Annotated in this window: 14 protein-coding genes; 7 read left to right on the top strand and 7 right to left on the bottom strand. The window is 69.6% G+C overall.

What is annotated here, in order from left to right:
• Window positions 1–78: 78 nt before the first annotated feature.
• On the top strand, window positions 79–1,233 hold the full coding sequence (locus ACZ7OI_RS33600; protein ID WP_470268113.1) for a glycosyltransferase 87 family protein: 1,155 nt from the start codon (window positions 79–81) through the stop codon (window positions 1,231–1,233).
• Here the strand turns inward: ACZ7OI_RS33600 and ACZ7OI_RS33595 are convergent.
• From ACZ7OI_RS33595 to ACZ7OI_RS33580, 4 genes are all read right to left on the bottom strand, one after another.
• Window positions 1,151–1,816, bottom strand: a complete 666-nt coding sequence (locus tag ACZ7OI_RS33595) for a DUF998 domain-containing protein (RefSeq protein ID WP_470268112.1) — start codon at window positions 1,814–1,816, stop codon at window positions 1,151–1,153. The two genes, ACZ7OI_RS33600 and ACZ7OI_RS33595, sit on opposite strands and share 83 nt — an antisense overlap.
• A gap of 39 nt (window positions 1,817–1,855) precedes the next feature.
• Window positions 1,856–2,935, bottom strand: coding sequence for a J domain-containing protein (locus ACZ7OI_RS33590; RefSeq protein ID WP_470268111.1), 1,080 nt, complete (start codon window positions 2,933–2,935; stop codon window positions 1,856–1,858).
• A 117-nt stretch (window positions 2,936–3,052) separates the two neighbouring features.
• Entirely contained in the window at window positions 3,053–3,577 is a 525-nt protein-coding gene (locus tag ACZ7OI_RS33585; protein WP_470268110.1) for a GNAT family N-acetyltransferase, read from the bottom strand.
• A 12-nt stretch (window positions 3,578–3,589) separates the two neighbouring features.
• The gene (locus tag ACZ7OI_RS33580; RefSeq protein ID WP_470268109.1) at window positions 3,590–4,126 is read right to left on the bottom strand and encodes a GNAT family N-acetyltransferase; all 537 of its coding nucleotides are present in this window, start codon (window positions 4,124–4,126) and stop codon (window positions 3,590–3,592) included.
• 320 nt (window positions 4,127–4,446) lie between these two features.
• On the opposite strand from ACZ7OI_RS33580, the gene ACZ7OI_RS33575 reads away from it, so the two are divergent.
• The 3 genes from ACZ7OI_RS33575 to ACZ7OI_RS33565 are packed head-to-tail and all read left to right on the top strand — an operon-like array spanning window position 4,447 to window position 9,634.
• Window positions 4,447–5,880, top strand: coding sequence for an APC family permease (locus tag ACZ7OI_RS33575; RefSeq protein ID WP_470268108.1), 1,434 nt, complete (start codon window positions 4,447–4,449; stop codon window positions 5,878–5,880).
• Window positions 5,877–8,747 (top strand): glycoside hydrolase family 2 protein, encoded by a 2,871-nt coding sequence (locus tag ACZ7OI_RS33570; RefSeq protein WP_470268107.1) that lies wholly within the window; start codon window positions 5,877–5,879, stop codon window positions 8,745–8,747. The genes ACZ7OI_RS33575 and ACZ7OI_RS33570 overlap by 4 nt, the downstream gene beginning before the upstream one ends.
• A complete protein-coding gene (locus ACZ7OI_RS33565; protein WP_470268106.1) occupies window positions 8,744–9,634 on the top strand; it encodes an ROK family protein in 891 nt (296 codons plus the stop codon). The genes ACZ7OI_RS33570 and ACZ7OI_RS33565 overlap by 4 nt, the downstream gene beginning before the upstream one ends.
• 22 nt (window positions 9,635–9,656) lie before the next feature.
• Here the strand turns inward: ACZ7OI_RS33565 and ACZ7OI_RS33560 are convergent, their stop codons facing one another.
• On the bottom strand, window positions 9,657–9,899 hold the full coding sequence (locus ACZ7OI_RS33560; protein ID WP_470268105.1) for a hypothetical protein: 243 nt from the start codon (window positions 9,897–9,899) through the stop codon (window positions 9,657–9,659).
• A 362-nt stretch (window positions 9,900–10,261) separates the two neighbouring features.
• On the opposite strand from ACZ7OI_RS33560, the gene ACZ7OI_RS33555 reads away from it, so the two are divergent.
• The 3 genes from ACZ7OI_RS33555 to ACZ7OI_RS33545 are packed head-to-tail and all read left to right on the top strand — an operon-like array spanning window position 10,262 to window position 12,680.
• Window positions 10,262–10,831, top strand: coding sequence for an NADPH-dependent FMN reductase (locus tag ACZ7OI_RS33555; RefSeq protein ID WP_470268104.1), 570 nt, complete (start codon window positions 10,262–10,264; stop codon window positions 10,829–10,831).
• A gap of 23 nt (window positions 10,832–10,854) precedes the next feature.
• Window positions 10,855–11,838: an ATP-binding cassette domain-containing protein gene (locus ACZ7OI_RS33550; RefSeq protein WP_470268103.1), complete on the top strand. Its 984-nt coding sequence runs from the start codon at window positions 10,855–10,857 to the stop codon at window positions 11,836–11,838.
• Window positions 11,835–12,680, top strand: coding sequence for an ABC transporter permease (locus tag ACZ7OI_RS33545; protein ID WP_470268102.1), 846 nt, complete (start codon window positions 11,835–11,837; stop codon window positions 12,678–12,680). The genes ACZ7OI_RS33550 and ACZ7OI_RS33545 overlap by 4 nt, the downstream gene beginning before the upstream one ends.
• 62 nt (window positions 12,681–12,742) lie before the next feature.
• Here the strand turns inward: ACZ7OI_RS33545 and ACZ7OI_RS33540 are convergent, their stop codons facing one another.
• Together ACZ7OI_RS33540 and ACZ7OI_RS33535 are read right to left on the bottom strand one after the other, a co-directional pair.
• Window positions 12,743–15,466 (bottom strand): P-loop NTPase fold protein, encoded by a 2,724-nt coding sequence (locus ACZ7OI_RS33540; protein WP_470268101.1) that lies wholly within the window; start codon window positions 15,464–15,466, stop codon window positions 12,743–12,745.
• An 859-nt stretch (window positions 15,467–16,325) separates the two neighbouring features.
• Entirely contained in the window at window positions 16,326–19,412 is a 3,087-nt protein-coding gene (locus tag ACZ7OI_RS33535) for an ATP-binding protein (protein ID WP_470268100.1), read from the bottom strand.
• Window positions 19,413–19,528 lie beyond the last annotated feature (116 nt).

The raw sequence follows: 19,528 nt of genomic DNA, 5'->3' as shown, positions 1-19,528 counted from the left end.
AGACGCTACCGGGGAAGCAGCCGAAGACGGCTCCGCGGACCGACGATTCCGAGGCGCTGGTCTCCCTAGCTTTCCCTTGTGCGCCAAGAGAAAAAGATTGTCCTCGGGCTGGCAGTCGCCGTCCTGGCCGGGATCGCCGTCGTCCGCTGGCTCGGCGGCGCACCGCTCGGGGTGGACAGCGCGGTGTACCGCGCCGGTGCGCTGGCTGTGCTGCGCGGACAACCGCTTTACGAGCCCTTGCTCGCGCTCGACCCGAAATCCGCGCTGGAACTGCCTTTCACGTACCCGCCGAGCGCGGCGTTGCTGTTCCTGCCGCTGGCCGCGCTCCCGGCGCAATTCGCGTGGTTGCTGCTCGCGGTCGGCTCGGTGCTCGCGCTGTGGTCGGTGTCGCGCCGGTTCGCCCGCGATCGGCCGCTGCTGACGCTCTGTCTCCTGCCGGCGCTGGAACCCGTGTGGCGGATGATTTCGCTGGGCCAGATCAACGGCGTGCTGATGGCCTTGGCGGTGCTGGACGCGCTGCCCGCCCGCGACCGCAAATCCGGCGGGGTGCTGATCGGGCTGGCCGCGGCGGTGAAGCTGACGCCGCTGATCTTCGTCCCGCACCTGTTCCTGACCGGCCGCCGCGCCGACGCGTGGCGCGCGCTGGCGACCTTCGTCGGGGCGAGCGCGGCCGGGGCGCTGATCCTGCCGGGGGATTCGATCCGGTACTGGACCTCGGCCGTGCTGGACAACCGCAACGCCGGAACCGTCGACTGGGTGCTCGACCAGTCCCTGCACGGGATGTTCGCGAGGTTCGGCGCGACCTCGCTCGGCTGGTACGCGGCGGCGGCCGCGCTGTGCCTGCTGGCGGGCGCGCTGTTGGTCCGCGACTTCCACCGGCGCGGCGATCCGCGGGCCGCGCTGCTCGTGACGGCGGGGTGCGGGCTGCTGGTGAGCCCGCTTTCGTGGACGCACCACTGGATTTGGGCAGTGCCGCTAGTCGGTTTTCTCGCGACCAGGCGGGCTGCGCTGGTGTGTGCCGTAGCAGTTTTCAGCGGCGTCGCGCTGGCCGTGGTTCCCGAGGGCGGGCACCGGGAGCTGTCCTGGAATCCGGTGGAGACGGTGTTCGGGAACGCTTATGTGCTGAGTGCGTTGGCCGTCGGCGCGGTGCTCACTGTCCGGATGCTGGTTCGGGGGCGGGGGTCGCTTGCCGAGCCGGGGCGGCGAGCGCGGCCAGCGCGACAAGTTCGGTGAGCGCCATCCCGCGTTCGACGAGGCCCAGCGGGATGAGCAGCCACCAGTGCTGGTCGGTCAACGCGGCGACGGCGACCGCGCCGAGAATCACCGCGAACCACGCGAGCGACGCCACGGCGAGCGCGCGGGCGAGGAACCGGCGGAGCGGCAAGTCCGGGAAGACCGTGCGCGCCGAGACGAGCACTGCGAGCGGAAGACAGACGAAGGCGACGACGCTGGCGATCCGGTGCAGCGTGCCACCCGCGCCGGTCGCGGCCGCATTGGCCCAGTCGGTCTTCGGGAACGCGACGATCACCAGCAACCCGGCCGTCCAGAACGCTCCGAATACTGCCGCGAGGCCTGGCAGCCGTCCTTGCCGCCGCAGCACGGCGAACGCGACCGCCGAACCGGCCGCGACCAGCACCACAGCCAGGTCGAACACCCATTTGTGGTCTGACAGCCCGTATTCGCTGATGGTCCGCCAGGTCGCGCTGATCTCGTCGGTCGGCGGCACCACCTGCAACAGCAGCATCAGCACGGCGCCGAGAGCGAGCGCGGCGATCCCGGCCAGCGCGGGGCGGCGGCCTGCCGACAAGGTTGACATGTACTCAGACTGACACGTGCCGGATATGTCCCCGGTGAGTCAGGCCGCCCGGCCGGACCCGGTGACCTGCGCGCGCACCGTGCGCAGCGCGTTGTGGTCCACAGTGGACGGTTCGGCGGACAGCCAGCCGCCGATCTCGTGCAGGAACTGCTCCGGCGTCATCGGCGGCCCGGGTTCGCCGTCCGGTTCGGCGGTGGTGACCTCGCCGTCCCGGCTGGGGTACACGATCATCGCGCCGCGCAGCGCGACGCCGGGCAGCAGTTCGCGGTAGCGCTCCAGGCTTTCTTCCAGCTGGGTGCCGCCGCCGCGGAACGGGCGGCCGTTGCGCAGCAGCCGTCCGTCCTCCGCGGTTTCGTAATGCCCGGGCAGCCACAGCTTCGATTCGACCAGCACCAGGCGTTTCCCGCACAGCACCGCGTGGTCTACGTCGGCGAACACCGAACCGGGCCACGCGAGACCGTGGAAGATGCGCGCGCCGGGGAGCCGGGTCAGATACCGCTCCAGCAGGTCGGCGGTGAGCTGTTCGGCCAGTTCGTCAGCCTCCGCGCCGGGGGAGCCGAACACCGCGCCGCCGCCGAATTCCTCGGCGAACTCGTGCCGGGCGCGGCGGGCGGACAAAAAGCCGCGGGCGAGCCGGTGCACGAGCAGCGCGGTGCCCGCGGTGAGCGCGAGCCAGACGATCAGCACCGGCGGCGTGAAGTCGATCCCGGACAGCAGCGGCAACAGGACCAGCACGGCGCCGGCGACCGCCGCGACGACCGGCGTATGCCCTGGCCCGCGCCGCCGCCCGTGCCGCATGCGCGGGTCGGCCGCGGCGAAAGACCACCACTCGAGGCTTTCCGGATCGATGTCCGGTGCTTCCGGGCGGTAGCCGGGCTGCTCGCCGAATCGCCGCCGGGGCCGGGGTTTGGGCACCGACGCGGCCGGGACTCCGGCGTCGTACCGAGCGCGTTCGTTGGGGTCGGCGAGGGTGTCGTAGGCCTCGCGCAACAGCTGGAAGGTGCCGACCGTGCCGCCCGCGTCCGGGTGCAGCGTCTTGGCCAGCCGGCGGTAAGCGGCCTTGATCTCCGTGGGGGACGCGGCTTTGCCCACGCCGAGTACCGCGTAGTAGTCGGGCACGGTTCGGGTTCCACCTCCGGACGGCTGCTCGCGCAACGATATGGGGTCGCGGGGGCGCGGTGCCATCCGCCTCCGCGGCGCGCCGGAGTGAACGTGTTTCCGCTAGTTCTGCGCCAGTCACTCTTCGCGGCGAAGGGCGTACTCGACGGCGTGCCGATCGTCGCCTGGCGCGAAGCAGACAGGGTCGTCGGAGACGAAGTCGCGGATGTGCCGGAGACCGATCGCGGCCATCGTCGCCTGAGCGGCTTTGTTGCCCACTGCGGTACCGGCGAAGACGCGGTCGAGGCCGAGTTCGCGGAATCCGTACCGGAGCAGTTCGAGCGAGCCTTCCTTGGCGAGGCCTTTGCGCCAATGTCTGCGAAGCAGGCGGTACCCGAGTTCAGCCTGTCCTGGTGCGCTGGCGGGCCGCAGGGCCCAGTAACCGGCGAAATCGGCTTCGAGGAAACCGGCCCAGCAACCCAGGCCCGGAGTGGTGTCCGCGAGCAGTTTCCGGAGCGCTTCCGCCGACTGCTCCCGGGTCAGCACGCCGCCCAGATAACGCATTACCTCCGGGTCGGCGGAGAGTTCGACCTGGTGCTCGAGGTGTCCGGCGGACAGCGGGACCAGCCGGAGGCGTTCTGTGCGCAAGATCGGTTGGGACATCAGGCGAACACGCTAGCCCCGCGCCAGCCACTCTTCGCGGCCGACGGCGTACTCGACCGCGTGCAGGTCGTCGCCCGGCGCGAAGTACTCGGGGTCGGCGACGAAGTCGCGCACGTGCCGGAGCCCGATGGAGGCCATCGTCGCCTGGGAGACTGTGTTGAGCGCTGCCGTCCTGGCGTAGATGCGGTCGAGCCCGACGTCGCGGAACCCGTGCCGGAGCATCTCCCGCGCTCCCTCCTTGCCGAGTCCTTTACGCCAAAACCCGCGAAGCATCCGGTAACCCAGCTCCGCCTCGCCCGGGGATTCGCCGGGGCGCAGGGACCAGAAACCTGCGAAAGCGGCATCGACGAAGCCGGTCCAGCAACCGATCCCGTGACCGGCGTATGCGAGGGTTTTCCGGAGCTCGTCGGCGGACTGCTCCCGGGTCTGCGCCCCGGCCAGATAGCGCATCACTTCCGGGTCGGCGGAGAGCTCGACCAGGTGCTCGAGATGTCCGGCGGACAACGGGACCAGCCGGATCCGTTCGGTGTGCAAGATCGGTTGGGACATCAGGCGAACGCTCCCGGCCAGGTGGACGACGGGAGCAGTCTCGCAGCCGGACGGGTGCCTCGTCAGCCGGTTTTCCGCCCGTCCGCGCAGGTTGCCGCGCTTTGCCGGAAACGGTCGGGGGTTCGGCGCTTCCCGGCCATCGGCACCGTCCGGCCGGAACGCGCGCTCCCGCCGGGAATCGCCCCCTCCGTCGAGCCCGCGCCCCACCGTCCCCTTCTCCCACTCCCGCACCGGTTTCGGCAACTTTCCGGACGCAGCCCTTCCGCACCCCGTTCATCTTATGTTAAGAAGCTTTACTAACTATTGGATGGAGGCACGACGTGAGCTCACCCACCCGCCCGGGGGACTCCGCGACCCTTCCGGGGAACGGTCTCGAACGCCGGATCGGGCCGCTGCAGGCGACCGCGATCAACATGACGCAGATGTGCGGGATCGGCCCGTTCGTCACCATCCCCGCGATGGTCGCGACCATGGGCGGCCCGCAAGCGATGTTCGGCTGGATCATCGGCGCGATCATCGCGCTCGCCGACGGGCTGGTGTGGGCCGAACTGGGCGCCGCGCTGCCCGGGGCCGGCGGGACCTACATCTACCTGCGCGAAGCGTTCCAGTACCGCTCCGGGCGGCTGATGCCGTTCCTCTTCGCCTGGAGCGCGGTGCTGTTCATCCCGCTCATCATGTCCACCGGCATCATCGGGCTGGTCCAGTACCTGGGCTATCTCGTGCCGGGCGTGACCGACGCGGGCGGCGTCACCCCGCTGGGCAAGGTCATCGGCATCGGCCTCGTCGTGCTGATCGTGCTGGCGCTGTTCCGCCGGATCGGCCAGATCAGCAAGCTCACCACCGCACTGTTCCTGATCATGCTGTTCGCCGTCTTGGCGGTGATCATCGCGGCCTTCTCGCACTTCGACGCGCACCAGGCGTTCGCCTTCACCCCGGGAGCCTTCGGCTGGGGCGGCGCGTTCTGGTCCGGCCTCGGCGCGGGCCTGATCATCGCGGTCTACGACTACCTCGGCTACAACACGAGCGCGTACCTCGGCGGCGAGGTCCGCAATCCGGGCCGCACGCTCCCGCGCTCGATCATCTTCTCGATCCTCGGCATCATGGCGCTCTACTTCCTGCTTCAGGTCGGCGTTCTCGGCTCGCAGCCGCTGGAGTCGATCAAGAACGCGACGTCGGTGGCGTCGTCGGTGCTGGAGCAGGCGTGGGGTTCGGCGGCCGCCAAGATCGTCACCGTCTTCATCGTGATCGCCGCGGTCGGTTCGGTGTTCGCCGGTCTGCTCGGCGGGTCCCGGGTGCCGTTCGAAGCCGCGCGCGACAAGGTGTTCCTGCCGGTGTTCGGCAAACTGCACCCGAAGCTGAACCTCCCGACCGCGGGCGTGCTCGCGATGGGCGCGATCACCGCGATCGGTTCGCTGTTCACCTTGACCGACGTGATCAACGCGGCGGTGACCGTGCTGGTGATCATCCAGTCTCTAGCGCAGGTGGCGGCGATCTGGGCGCTGCGTCGTCGGCAGCCGCATCTCAAGCGGCCCTACCGGCAGGTGCTGTATCCGGTGCCGACGATCATCGCGGCGCTCGGGTGGGTTTACGTCTTCTATTCCGCGACCGCGCTCTCGAAGTGGCTGACGGCAGCCTGGATTGTCCTGGGGCTCATCGCCTTCGCGCTGTATGCCGCAAAGGAAAAGGTGTGGCCGTTCGGTCCCAAGGAAATCCGCGAGACGTTCGCGTCCCAGCCCGCGGGGGTGGAGTCGTGAGGAAACCGCTGATCGCCGGGATCGCCGCGCTGGTCCTTGTCCCCGGTCTCGTGTCGACCACCGCTTCCGCGCAGCAGCCGGAAACGGCGTCGGCTTCCCGTCCGCCGGGCCAGTCGACGATCGGCCTCGGCGGGTGGCAGGTGCTGACGACCGCGCAGGTCAAGGACGGCGGCCCGGCGGTGTCGAAGCCCGGCTACCCGACGCACGGCTGGCTGAAGGTGAAGCCGGACGACGCGGGCGCGCCGGGCACCGAGATCGCCGCGCTGGTGCAAAACGGCAAGTGCCCGAATGCGTATTACTCCGACAACATGCGCAAATGCTTCGGCTACCAGGCGAAGCGCGGGCCGGTCACCACAAAGCAGTTCCAGGACCCGTGGTGGTTCCGCACCGATTTCGACCCCGGTTTCCGTCCGGGCAAGAACGCGAAGCTGACCATCCCCGGCGTCGTCGGCGAGGGCGACGTGTGGGTGAACGGGACGCTCGTCGCGGGCAAGGACGTGGTGAGCGGCGCGTACGCGGGCCACACCTTCGACGTCACGAAACTCCTGCGGCCGGGCAAGAACACGCTCGCGGTCAAGATGTACCCGAACGATCCGAACTCGATGTACACGCTCGACCAGGCCGACTGGGCGCAGATCGTGCCGGACAACAACACGGGCTTGCAGTACCCGCCGACGCTGCAGCTGTCGGACGCGCTGAGCGGCGACAACGCGCACGTCGTGCAGGACAACGCGGCGGATCTGTCGACGTCTTCGCTGACCGCGAAGGTCGACGTCACCAATGACGCGGGCACGCCGCAGACCGGCGAGGTCGCCGCGACGGTCACGCCGCCGGGCCGCGGCGCGCCGATCGTGGTGAAGCAGAACGTCACGATTCCCGCGCATGCGAAGCAAACCGTGACGTTCACGCCCGCGAAGTTCCCGCAGTTGAAGATCGTCAAGCCGCAAGTGTGGTGGCCGTACTCGATGGGTGCACAGCCGTTGTACACCTTGGGTACGACAGTTTCGCAGGGCGGCGTGGTTTCGACGTCGACGTCGGAGACGTTCGGGATCCGGACGGTGACGTCGAAGCTGATCGGCAAGTCCCCGGCGCTGCCGGACGGCGCGCGGAAATTCGCGGTCAACGGTCGCGACTTCGTGTTCCGCGGCGGCGGTTTCGCGCCGGACCTGTTCCTGCGCTACGACAAGGCCGACATCGCGCACCAGATCGCGCTGATCAAGAACCTGGGCCTGTCCGGCGTCCGGCTCGAAGGCCACGACATGCCCGCGGACTTCTACGACCAGGCCGACCGCGCCGGACTGCTGGTGCTCGGCGGATTCCTCTGCTGCGACGCTTGGCAGCCGGAACATCCGGAGAAACTGACCGACCGCGACTACCGGATCATGCACGATTCCGCGTACTCGATCGCGCAGCGCGAACGCAGCCACCCCAGCGTGATCACCTACGGCTGGAGCGACAACGAGCCGATCCCGCGGCAGGAAACCGAGACGCTGAGCGCGTTCAAGGCAGCCGACTGGGACGTGCCGGTCATCGCGTCGGCGGAGTACAAGAGCACCAAGACGCTCGGCCCGTCGGGGGAGAAGGAAGGCCCTTACGACTGGGTCCCGCCGACCTACTGGTACGACTCGTCGACCTTCGACAAGACAGACCCGAGCCGTACGAACGCGGGCGGCGCCTGGGGTTTCGCCAGCGAGCAGAGCGCCGGGCACACCGTGCCGACGCTGGATTCGATCCGGCGGTTCCTGTCGCCGGAGGAACAGGCGAAACTCTGGCAGGACCCGGCGTACAACCAGTACCACGCGAATTACGAATCCGGGCACGGCGGCTACAAGTTCGGCACGCTGTACACCTTGGACGAATCGATCGCCCGCCGGTACGGGAAGTGGGATTCGCTGGAGTCCTATGTGGAGTCCGCGCAGATCGCGAACTACGAGAACACCCGCTCCCAGTTCGAGGCGTTCCTCGCGCACGCCAACGACAAGAAGAACCCGTCGACCGGCGTGGTGTACTGGCAGCTGAACAAGGGCTGGCCGACGCTGCTGTGGTCGCTGTACAACAACGACGGCGACCAGCCGGGCGCGTATTTCGGTGCGCAGAAGGCGAATAAGCCGCTGCACGCGCTGTATGCCTACGACACCGGCACGGTCGCGCTGTCCAATCTGGGTGCCGCACGGCAGAACGGGATTTCCGTGCAGGCCAAGGTGTACGACACCGCGGGCAAGGTTCTCGACGACCAGACCGCTCCGGCGGTTTCGCTGGACAGCCAGGGCGTCGCGACCGGATTGCTGAAGCCCAAGGTCCCGGCGGAGACGAAGGCTCCGGCGAAGGCGCAGGTGTATTTCGTGGAACTGCAGGTGCGCCAAGCCGGGAAGGTCGTGGACCGGAACGTCTACTGGATGTCGACGCAGAAGGACGTCGTGGACTGGGCGAAGACGCTGCAGAATCCGCAGGCGACGATGAGCCAGTACAGCGATTTGACCGCGCTGCGCGACCTGCCGAAGTCGCAGGTCGGCGTGACGGCGTCGACGCGCCCCTCACGTGGCCCGGACGGCATGGACACCGCGACGACGGTCACGGTCACCAACACGTCCAAGACCGCCGCGGCGAGTTTCTTCCTGCGCGCGGACGTGCGCCGCTCCACCGACGGGTCCCAGCTGCCAGCCGCGACCTGGGACGACAACGACATCACGTTGTGGCCGGGCCAGTCGCAGACGCTGACCGTCCGCTACCGGGCCGCCGACCTCCACGGCGCCCGACCGACCGTCAGCGTCGACGGGTTCAACACCGGCCGGGTCGTGGTGCCGGCCGGTCCGCACCGGGACAGCCAGGGCGCTGTCCCGCCGGTCATCGAGGGGACCCGCGAGTGACATCGGAAGACCTGATCCTGGGCATCGACTTCGGCGGCACGAAAGTGGCGCTGGGGCTGTCCGACCGGACCGGCACGCTGCGGGCGACCCGCCGCCTGGACACCGACGCCGAAGCGGGCGCCGAACAGGTGGTCGCCCGGGCGCTGGCCGCCGCGGCCGAGCTGGTTTCCGGCGCCCGGATCGCCGCGATCGGGGTGGTGAGCCCGGGAATCGTGCTGCCGGACCGGATCCTGCTGGCCCCGAACGTGCCCGGTTGGGAAGAACTCCGCCTGGCCGAGCTGGTGTCAGCGGCCTTCCCCGCTGTTCCGGTGACCGTGGGCACGGACGCGAAAGCCGCTGCGCTGGCGGAATGGACCTGGGGCACCTTGAAGGGCGCCGACCCGGCGGTTTTCCTGTCCCTTGGCACCGGCATCGCCGCCGCGGTCCTGGTCGGAGGCCGCCTGCTGACCGGCGCCAACGGGGCGGCGGGGGAGATCGGGTACAACCTGCGCACCCCTCAAGACACCGACGGATTCGCCAGCGGAGCGGCGCCGCTGGAGGAAGCCGTCGGAGGCCGGTGGCTGGGCACGCGGGCAACCGCGCTGCTCGGCCGCCCGGTCACGGCAGGGGAGTTGTTCGCCTTGGCGCGGGAGAACACCGACGCCAAGGAACTCGTCGCTTCGGCGTTGGACGAGCTTTCCATGCACGTGGCCAACTTGGCGATCGCCTTCGACCCTTCGCGGATCGCTGTCGGCGGTGGGCTGGTCCGGTCGGCTGACGTGTTGTTGCCGGCTTTGCGGGAACGGCTGACGGCTGCGGTGCCGTTCCCGCCGGAGCTGGTGCCCGCGCGGTTCGACCAGGACGCTTCGCTGCTGGGCGCGGTGGCGTTGGCGTTGCGGGAAGAGTGAGACTCCGTGACCGGCGGGGTTGTTACGACGCTTCGCCGGTCACGGGTACCAATCCGGTGGAACTGTTGGCCGCGTCCAGCAGTTCTACCGCCGCCTCGCCGATGCGCTCCCGAGAGAGCGCCTCCATCCGCGTTGCTGCTTTGCTCGTGAGCGCGGTTGGGTTTTCGGGATTTTGGCCCGGTGCTGTACTGCCTCTTCGCGGGCCGTGCTGGGTCGGTTGTTCTTGCTCTTCTGCTTCGCTTTGCTGCCAGATCCCCATGCGCATGCCGGTCTCGCTGTTGCTCGCGTGGTTCGGCCACCAGCCGCGCCACCCGTGAACTCGCGCTTCCTTCCCGCCATCCCCTCCGGCTATTGCTCGCCGGTTCCCGTGTTCGGTCCGGCCGGAACTCCCGCTCAACCGATCTCGCGCATCCCTTCGTCTGGTCGTGGGTCGCGCGGATGGCGGCCCGCCGGGCTTTCCCGCCCTCGCGCCGTCCGGCCGTTAGCCGTGCCAGATCTCGTCTCGCACCCCCTCCTCGCTGGCTCCCGTCACCCCGTCACCCATCCCTCCCTGGCCCCCTGACCAGCCAAAACGCCCCGCTAGATCCAACCTGGCATCATCGCGCACCGATCTGGCGCCCAAGGAGTGTGGACGAGGAGCTGCGGGTAGCCGTGCTCGTCGCCAGCACCCGGGAGGGCCGGGTCGGCGGCGAGATCGGCCGATGGTTCGCCGAGCGGGCCGCCGGGCACGGCGGGGTGGTGCTCGACGTGCTCGACCTCGCGACGTTCGCGATCCCGGCCCGGCTGCCCGCCGAGCCGACGGCCGTCATGGCCGGGTTCGCGAAGCGGATCGCGGCGGCCGAGGCGTACGTGGTGGTCACGCCCGAGTACAACCGTAGCTTCCCGGCGTCGCTGAAGCAGGCGATCGACTGCGCATACGAGGAATGGCGGGCCAAACCGGTCGGCTTCGTCTCCTACGGCTACCGCGCGGGCGGCCGCTACGCGGTGGAGCACCTCCGGGATGTCTTCACCGAACTGCACACGGCGACGGTGCGGGATGCGGTGTGTCTCGACCTGCTCGAGCACGAATGCGGCGACCCCGGCGCGGGTCCGCACGGAGAATCCGCGGGCCACGCGGCCTCTGCCCTGCTGGACGAACTGGTCTGGTGGGGACTGGCACTGCGCGAGGGACGGCGCGCGCGGCCGTATCGCGGATGAGGAACTGAGGGGAAAGGACAGACATGAGCAACGCAGCCGGGGAACCGGCGATCGAGACTTCCGGGCTCGTCAAGGTGTTCGGCGAGACCCGCGCGGTGGACGGGGTCGACCTCGTGGTGCCCGCCGGAACGGTGTACGGCGTCCTCGGGCCCAACGGCGCGGGCAAAACCACCACCGTCCGGATGCTCGCCACGTTGTCCCGCCCGGACGGCGGCGAAGCGCGGGTGTTCGGGCGCGACGTGGTGCGCGAAGCGGACGCCGTGCGCAGCCGGGTGAGCCTCACCGGCCAGTACGCGTCGGTCGACGAAGACCTGACAGGGCAAGAGAATCTGGTGCTGCTGGGCCGGCTCCTGGGACACCGCAGCGCTGCCGCGCGCGATCGGGCGGCTCAGCTGCTCGCGGCGTTCGGGCTCACCGAAGCCGCGCGCCGGCAGGTCAAGAACTACTCCGGCGGCATGCGCAGGCGGCTCGACATCGCCGCGAGCATCCTCAACACGCCGGACCTGCTGTTCCTCGACGAGCCGACCACCGGCCTCGACCCGCGCAGCCGCAACCAGGTGTGGGACATCGTCCGCGCGATCGTCGCGCAGGGCACCACCGTCCTGCTCACCACGCAGTACCTCGACGAGGCCGACCAGCTGGCGTCGCGGATCGCGGTCATCGACCACGGCCGCGTCATCGCCGAGGGCACCAAGGGCGAGCTGAAGGCCTCGGTCGGAGTCGGCGCTGTCCACTTGCGACTGCGCGACGCCGTCCAGCGCGCGACCGCCGCCGAAGTGCTGGAACGCGCGCTTTCCGCCACCGTGCAACTGGATCACGACCCCGTCGCGATCACCGCCCGGCTGTCGTCGGACGCGCACGAGGCCGCCGCCGACCGCGCGTCGCGGGCTCTCGCGGAACTCGCGAAGGCCGGCGTCACCGTCGACACGTTCTCGCTCGGCCAGCCCAGTCTCGACGAGGTTTTCCTGGCCCTCACCGACCGCACAGCCACCGAGGAGGCGGCGTGACCACCGTCAAGGAACCCGATCTCGACCTTGCCGCCCCGAAACCGGACGAGCTGGCCGCGGTCCTGCTCGCCACCGAACGGCCGCCGCGGCCGAGCGCGCTGTCCGCGTCGTTCTCCTTCGGCTGGCGGGCCGTGCTGAAGATCAAGCACGTGCCGGAGCAGCTGTTCGACGTCACCGCGTTCCCGATCATGATGACGTTGATGTTCACCTACCTGTTCGGCGGCGCGCTGGCCGGTTCGCCGACGCAGTACCTGCAGTTTTTCCTGCCGGGCATCCTCGCGTCGAGCGTCGTGATGATCACGATGTACACCGGCGTCGCGGTGAACACCGACATCGCGAAGGGCGTGTTCGACCGCTTCCGCACCCTTCCGATCTGGCGGCCCGCCCCGATGGTCGGCTACCTCCTCGGCGACGTGCTGCGGTACCTGATCGCGTCCGTGGTGATCATGGTCGTCGGCCTGATCCTCGGCTTCCGCCCGGACGGCGGGATCGGCGGCGTGGCCGCGGGAGTCCTTCTGCTGCTGGTCTTCTCGTTCGGGCTGTCGTGGGTGTGGACGATGTTCGGGCTGCTGCTGCGGTCCGAGAAATCGGTGATGGGCGTCAGCATGATGGTGATCATGCCGCTGACGTTCCTCAGCAACATCTACGTCGACCCGTCCACCATGCCCGGCTGGCTCCAGGCCGGCGTCTCGGCCAACCCGATCAGCCACCTGGTGACCGCGGTGCGCTCGACGATGTCCGGAGCCTGGGACGGCGGCGCCATCATGTGGACGCTGATCGCCGCGGCCGCGCTGACCGCGGTGTTCGGGACGCTGACAATGCGGCTGTACAACCGGAAATGACCTCTGCTCTGCGGGAGGCCGCCCGGCCGCGCGCCGGACGGCCTCCCGGCCAAGCCGTGGCTTCAGGTCGTGGGGGAGAGGACGTAGGAGAATCGCCGGACCGCCGGGACCCATTGCTGGAACCGGGAAAGAGTGTCGATGCGCAGCGCGGTCGACACGTGGGCAAGGCCGCGATGCAGCTGACGCCAGTCCCGCAGTTCCTTGTCGCAGAGCGTCCCGGCGACGGGGTTCTGCCAGACGTCGCCGTGCCGCCGCGGTGCGCAGTCCGCCACGAACTCGGTCCAGGTCGCTTCCGGCGAACGGTGGACGAGGCCGCCGGTGATCGACCGGTCCGGGTCCGGCAGGGTGTCCAACGCCTTTTCGAGCACGAGACCCGGCGCGGTGAGCAGGCCGAGCAGCGCCACGACAGCTTGGTAGTCGCCGGGTTCGGCGGGGTCGCCGAGAAAACGCGAGGCCGCGGAGAGATCCCGGGTCGCGCGAAGCATCCGGTACAGGTTGAACAGCCGTTTCGCCTCGCGCGGGGTGCTGATCAGCATGTCCAGTTCGGACAACAGGTCGATCTCCGCGGGCGTGAGCGGACGCGGCGGATCAGCGGCCCGCTCCGGACGGCTCTGACTGTCTACTTCGGACCCTTTCTCGATCTCGGGAACGACGTCCGGGAATGTCCTTTCCGGGGAAGGAATCTGCTCGGTCCGCGGCCGCTCCTCGCCCGCCGGCTCCAGCAGCCGGTCGTCGGTCAGCGAGCGCAGCAGACTGCGCAGGCTCCCCTCGGACATGGCGGGCAGCACGAACGGGAGGTTGAGGATCTTCCCGAGATAGTCCTCCGGGGAAGCGAGCCTGCCGTCGTCGAGGGAATCGTCGAGCATCCCGTCGTAGTGGCTGTGCAAGGACCGGGTCAGCCATCGCGGGTCGACGCCGACCACCACCACGAACAGTTCCAGGGCGAGCAGCAGGTGCACCGCCTCCAGCACCTCGACCACCTGGCGCGAGCTGCACCGGTCGAGGTCGTCGATGTACAGCACGATCCGGTCGATCGGGGTGCCGCCCGAACCAGGATTGGCCCGCCAGTCGGCCATGAGGTCGACCAGCTGCTCGAAATCCTTGCGGATGGTCGAGATCAGCCCGAGATCGCGGCGGTAGGAATCGCCGTGCGCGCGATCGGCCAGGAACGCGTAAAGATTGCGGCCCGGCGTCAGCTCGGTCAGCTCCCGGCCGAGTTCGCCGACCCTCGCCACCACCTCTTCCAGCTGAGCCTCGGCGACGCGTTGGTCGGTCTCCGCCCTGCGGATCTCCTCGAGCATCCGGACGACCTCAGGCGCGACCGTCCGGCCCGCGTCCCGGCTGGCGCCGCGACGGAGATCCTCGCTGAGCTCGCGCAACTCCCGGATTCCCGACCGGGCCCGGCTCAGCAGCACGACGCCGGTGCCCGCCACCGCGGCGAACCCGGCGCCGACTCCGGCCAGCCATTCCCTCGCGACCGGCGTGGCCGCGGCGACCAAGAAACCGAGGAACAAGATGACTGCCGACGCGATCAGCGCTGCTTTGCCCCACCGCCCCTTCGGCGATCTGCGCAACGCCTCGGCTTCGGACAATGTGCCGCGCAACTGCTCGACCAGCAGCGCACCCTGCTCGGCCTCGTCCTGGATCCCCAGGCGACGCCACACTTCCCGGCTGCCCGCCAACGACCGGATCAGGACCTTCGCCGTGTCCTTCCGGCTCAGCGCGGCCTGGTCGACGTCCGCCTGGAGTTTCGCGGCGGTCGCCTGCGCCTGGCGCTTCGCGTCCTCGAGTTCGGTGACCTGATCGAGCCGTTTGGCGAGTTCCTCGCGCAACTGGTCGCGGCGCTGCTGCGCATTCGGACCGGGGCCGGCGAGCTGGCGGAAGATCTCGTCGCCGAGACTGGCCCACAGGTTGCGGTCGGCGTAGTGCCAGGCGTTGAACCCGATCTGGACGATCTCGCCGCAGTAAGCCGGATTGCCCGAGCCCGCGAGCCGGTCCACCTCGTCCCGCATCAGCCCCATGAAGTAGCTCTTGCCGGACCCCCATTCGCCGAACACCCCGACCGACAGCGGCGGCAGGGTGCTCCGGTCGGCGATCACCGTCGCCAGCATCGACACGTAGGGCGCGACCCCGAGCCGGTCGCGGTCGAGCGGGATGCCGAGCGTCGGATCGACCAGGTCGTTCGAGATGCCGCCCGCCAGCTCGACCGCGGAGAACCTCGCGCCCCCTGCCTGTTTCCAGGCCGTGCGGATCGCGTCTTCCGTCTGTTCGGAGTTGCAGACGAAGACAAGACTGCGCAGCCCGCTGGTTTCCTGGAGCGCCCGGACGGCCGCCGGAATCGCGACTGCGGCGACCTCCGCTTCCCCGAGCCCGAGATCGCCGGTGCCCAGCAGCGGAAACCCGAGCGCGCTCGAGTTCGCGCCCGCGGCGAACCGAATGCCGGTTTCGGTGGCAGCGGCGATCGCGGGCAACGACGGCAGACCGAAGCTGCCGTCTTCGTGCGGCGTCACGAGCACGGCGAGCCTCAGCGAGCCCCGGCCAGTGCCGTGGAGGTCCAGCACGAACGGCCGCTCCGGGACGATCGCCTCGTAGTCGACCGAATCCCACTCCGCGTCCGGAAACTGGTCCCGGACCGCACGGCCGAGGCTGCCGAGACTGCCGCCGACCGAGACCGCGACGGCATCGATGCCGGACTCCCACGGACGGTTCGTGCGCACCAGATAGCACGAGGTCCCGCCCGCTGAACCGAGATAACCGGAGTCGTTGTGGTTCGGTGTGCCTGCCATACCAGCCTGCGGCCTCCACGACGTCGACGCGGACGGCCAGCCTAGCCATCAGCACGCTCCGGCGCTTGGAATGCGCGGGTTTCGGCCGGGGCTGTGCGGGCGGCACACACTGCCTCGCCAGTAAGGACTCGCTCTTAAGGATTCGCTCGTAAGCCGCCGCCGATCCATTCGTGCGGTTGTCGCGCGATTTGGCGCACCGGCAACCCGGTCCTGTGGCCACTCAGCCTGACTGCTCAAGCCTCTGTCCGCGGCGGGTGCCTCGGGCGTCTCAAACCTCTGCCTGCGGTGGGGCACCTTGGGCGTCCCAAACCTCAGCCCGGGGCGGGTGCCTTGGGTGTCTCAAATCTCTGTCTGCGGCGGGTGCCTTGGGCGTCTCAACCCTCTGCCTGCGGCGGGGTGCCTCGGGCGTCTCAAACCTCTGCCTGCGGTGGGGCACCTTGGGCGTCCCAAACCTCAGCCCGGGGCGGGTGCCTTGGGTGTCTCAAATCTCTGTCTGCGGCGGGTGCCTCGGGCGTCTCAACCCTCTGCCTGCGGCGGGCGTTTTGGGTGTCGCAAACCTCTGCTCGCGGCGGGGCACGTTGGGTGCCTTGCTCACGGTGCCGACGTCGCTCCCTCACCGCGCGCAAAACCTCGTGGGGCCCCGGGTGGGACAGCTCCGTGCGCAGCTGCTTGGGCTTGCTGGCCATGCGCGTGCGCCGCACACGTCAACGTTCCCGCAATCGCTCCACCTGCGGCGGGCGAAGGAACCCGACTCCCGCTCGGCCAGTCCGGCGGCAAGCCTCCGATTTCGCGGCACCGCTCGTCGCCCCCCGCGAGGTGATCGCGGGGTCCGCCTGGTCTCCCGGGACGCGCTGGGCGGTTACAAGCGCCAGGTCATGGGCTTCTCCGGTTGGTAGCTGCAGGACGAGCCCGTCGTGATGGTGTCGCGGAGGTGGGCGGCCAGCTCCGGGTGGAGGTCGCCTAGTTTGCGGAGGGTGTCGCGGATTCGGGCGGTCACGGCTTTGCGCGCGCGTTCCGTTTCGTCGCCTAGGCGGCGGGTTCGGCCGGACAGGCCGGCGGACGTTCGGAGTTCGTCGAGCAGTGCCGCGCGTTCGGTGTCCAACGCGGCGGCTTTGGCGTCGTCGCCGCGGAGGGCGGCGGTGTCGATCGCTTCGTCCAGTTGGTCGAGGCGGCGGCGGTAGGCGGCTTTCGCGGTGTCGTCGAGGACGGGGTCGCCGCTGAAGGCTTTGGCGGCTTCTGATTCGGGGCCGCCGTCGGGGGAGAGCAGTTGTGCGGCGGGGGTTTCGGTTCCTGGCCTGCTCAACAGGAAGTTCAGGTCTCGCAGGCCTTTCGCGTCCGGCATGCGTACTTCCCGGTCGGCGAAGCGCAGGGTCCACACCGCGTCGGTTCGGCGGAATTCGTTGGCGGGAACAGACGGTGCTGGACGGGGGCGGGAGGCGAGGTGCTGCAAGCCCAGTTCGGCTGCTTCGGCGGTGACGGCGTCGGCCAGTGCGGTTGCGCGGTCGGTGTCGCCCAGGTCTTGCACTGTGCTGGCGAGGTGATTGCGGGCTTCGACTGCCCACGGACGGGCGCGCAGCCGGTCCGCGGAGCGGGCGGCGGAAGCGAAGCGGGCGGCGGCTGTTTCGGCGTCGCCCAGGGTTTTGTGGAGCAGGCCTAGCCACAGGTCTACTGGACCGCTCAACTCGCAGCCGTACAGGGAGACCAGCCATTCTCCGGAGTGCGGGGAGAGTTCGCGCAGCAGCCGTTCCGCTGCGGCGCGGTCTTTCAGCACTACTGCGGCTTGGGCTTGGCAGCGCAGCCACAGCGGGGCGAAGGCGCGGGCGTACGGGCCGTCCGCGGATGCTTCGGACAGTTCGTGCCGGGTGGTCGCGGCGTCGCCCGCGAGTGCTGCGGTCAGGGTGCGCAGCAGGGCGGGGTGCGGGAAACCGGCGTCGGTCATCTTTGCCGGGAGGTCGGCGGCTTCGGCGAAGCGGCCTTGGACGAGCAGTGCGCTCCAGCGCAATTGGTCGGGCAGATAGCCGAAGTCGTTGGTGCCGAACAGTTCTGGGGCGGCCAGCGCTTCGGCGAGTGCGGTGTCGGCTTCGGCGAATCGGCCGCGGAAGGTGCAGATGATGCTGCGATCGATTGCTTCCGCCACCTTCGCGGCCGGCACGCCTTCGTCGGCGATTGCCCGGAATACGTGGAACTGGTCCAGGTAGCGCGGATCTCCTTGTTCCAGCATCGCGACCCACTTGAGCGAGGCGGCGAAGAATTCGTTCTCGCGATCGTTGGTGCGCCTGGCGATGGCGGTCAGTTCATCGGTGAGCCGCTCGCGTTCGGCACCGCTGCCCAGTCCCCAGATCGCGTCGTGCCGAGCCCACAAGCTGAACGCCAGCGCGTCGTCGTCCTCGTCGTCCCGGGCGAGGATCGTGGCGCGGGCGGTCAGTTCCATCCGGATGCGGTCGAGGGAGAGGGGTTCGGCCGCGTTGCCGCCGCAAAGTTTTTCGTGTGCTTCGCGGAGGAGTTGGGCGGCGAACTCGCGTCGGGCGCCACTGGTGCCGAATTTCGACAGGGTGAGGGCGGCGCGCGCGAGGAGGTTCGCGTTGTCCAGCCGGCGAGCTAGGGCGGCGGCATCCTCGCAGAGGAGCCAGGCCTCGTCTTTCTCCTCGAGGCGCCAGAGCGCGGTGCCCAATTCCAGCGCGACGACGGCTTGGCCGCGTTCGTCCGCGGCGCGTTCACGGGCTCGGCGCAGGTGCGCGATGGATTCCTCGAAGGCCATCCGGGCGCCAGCGTCTTTGGCCGCGGCGAGAAGCAGTCGGACGACGTGTCTTGGTTCGAGGTCGGTATGGGCGAGATAGGCGTGCCGGGCGCGTTCGGCGACCCCGGTCAGGGCCGGAGTGTGTTCGCTGGCGCGGACGACCGCTGCGTGCTGGCGTCGCGCTTCGGCGGGGGTCAGTTCGGCGTATCTCGATTCCCGCACCAGGTCGTGCGCAAAGGCGAAACGGCCTTCGCCGAGTGCGAGGACGAGCCGCGCGGCTACGGCGCGCGAGAGCAGGAGGTCGACTTGTGCGACGGGCGCGCCGGCGCTGGCGGCGAGCAGTTGGAGGGAGAATTCCCGGCCGAGTACCGCGGCATTGGTGAGCAGATCGGCGACGGGACGGGGGAGGAGGGACAGCCGTCGCTGGAGTGCGTCGGCGACTCCGGGCGCGACTGTGGACACCGGGTTCCCGCTGCGCCACAACCGCGCGGTCTGCTCCACGAAGAACGGGTTTCCGCCGGTTCGCCGGTGCACGTCGGCGGCCAGTTCCGCACCCGGATCGGCGTCCGCGGTGCGGCTCATCAGCTCGGCGACTCCGGTTTCGTCGAGGCCGGTGAGCGTGATCGTGGTCGCCTTCGCGAGCAGCGGCAGCATCAGCTGGTGCAGGGGGTGGCTGGGCGCGTCCACCTCGACGTCGCGGTAGGTGCCGATGAGCAGCAGCCGCTCGAACCACGTGTGCCGGGCCGCGAATTCGAGCAGCCGCAGCGACGCCGGATCGGCCCAGTGCAGATCGTCGAGGATGACGACCACCGGACGCTCTTGGGCCACCGTGACCAGCGCCCGGGTGACGGCGTCGGGCAGCTGGAACCCGTCGTCGGCGGGCGGTTCGGGAGTTTCGCCGAGCAGCGCGGACAGCGTCGGCGAGCTGGCGGCGGCCCATTCGTGCGCCGCGGCTTCCCGGCGCAGCGAGCGCATGACCTGAACCCATGGCCAATAGCCCGGCGCGGCTCCGGACTCCCAGCAGGTGCCGCCGAGGACGAGCGCGCCTGCCTCGCGCGCGTCGTCGGCCAGTGCGCTGACCAGCGTGGTCTTGCCGATGCCGGCCTCGCCGGTGACCAGGGTGAGGCCGCCGTGGCTGGCGGTGGCGCGCGAGAGCTGCGCGCGCAATGTCGAGGCGGGGTGTGCCCGCCCGATCAGCGCCGCAGTCATGTCCGGTTCCTCCCCTTCCCGGCGAGCCTCTCACGGACTCGCGATGCCGTCTCGTGTTTTCACCGGCTGCGACCGGCCGGTCACGCTGGCCGATCCCGATGCGGGCCATTCTGTCC

The sequence above is a fragment of the Amycolatopsis sp. NPDC114503 genome, assembly GCF_055633655.1.
This window is presented reverse-complemented; position numbering and strand designations above follow the sequence as displayed.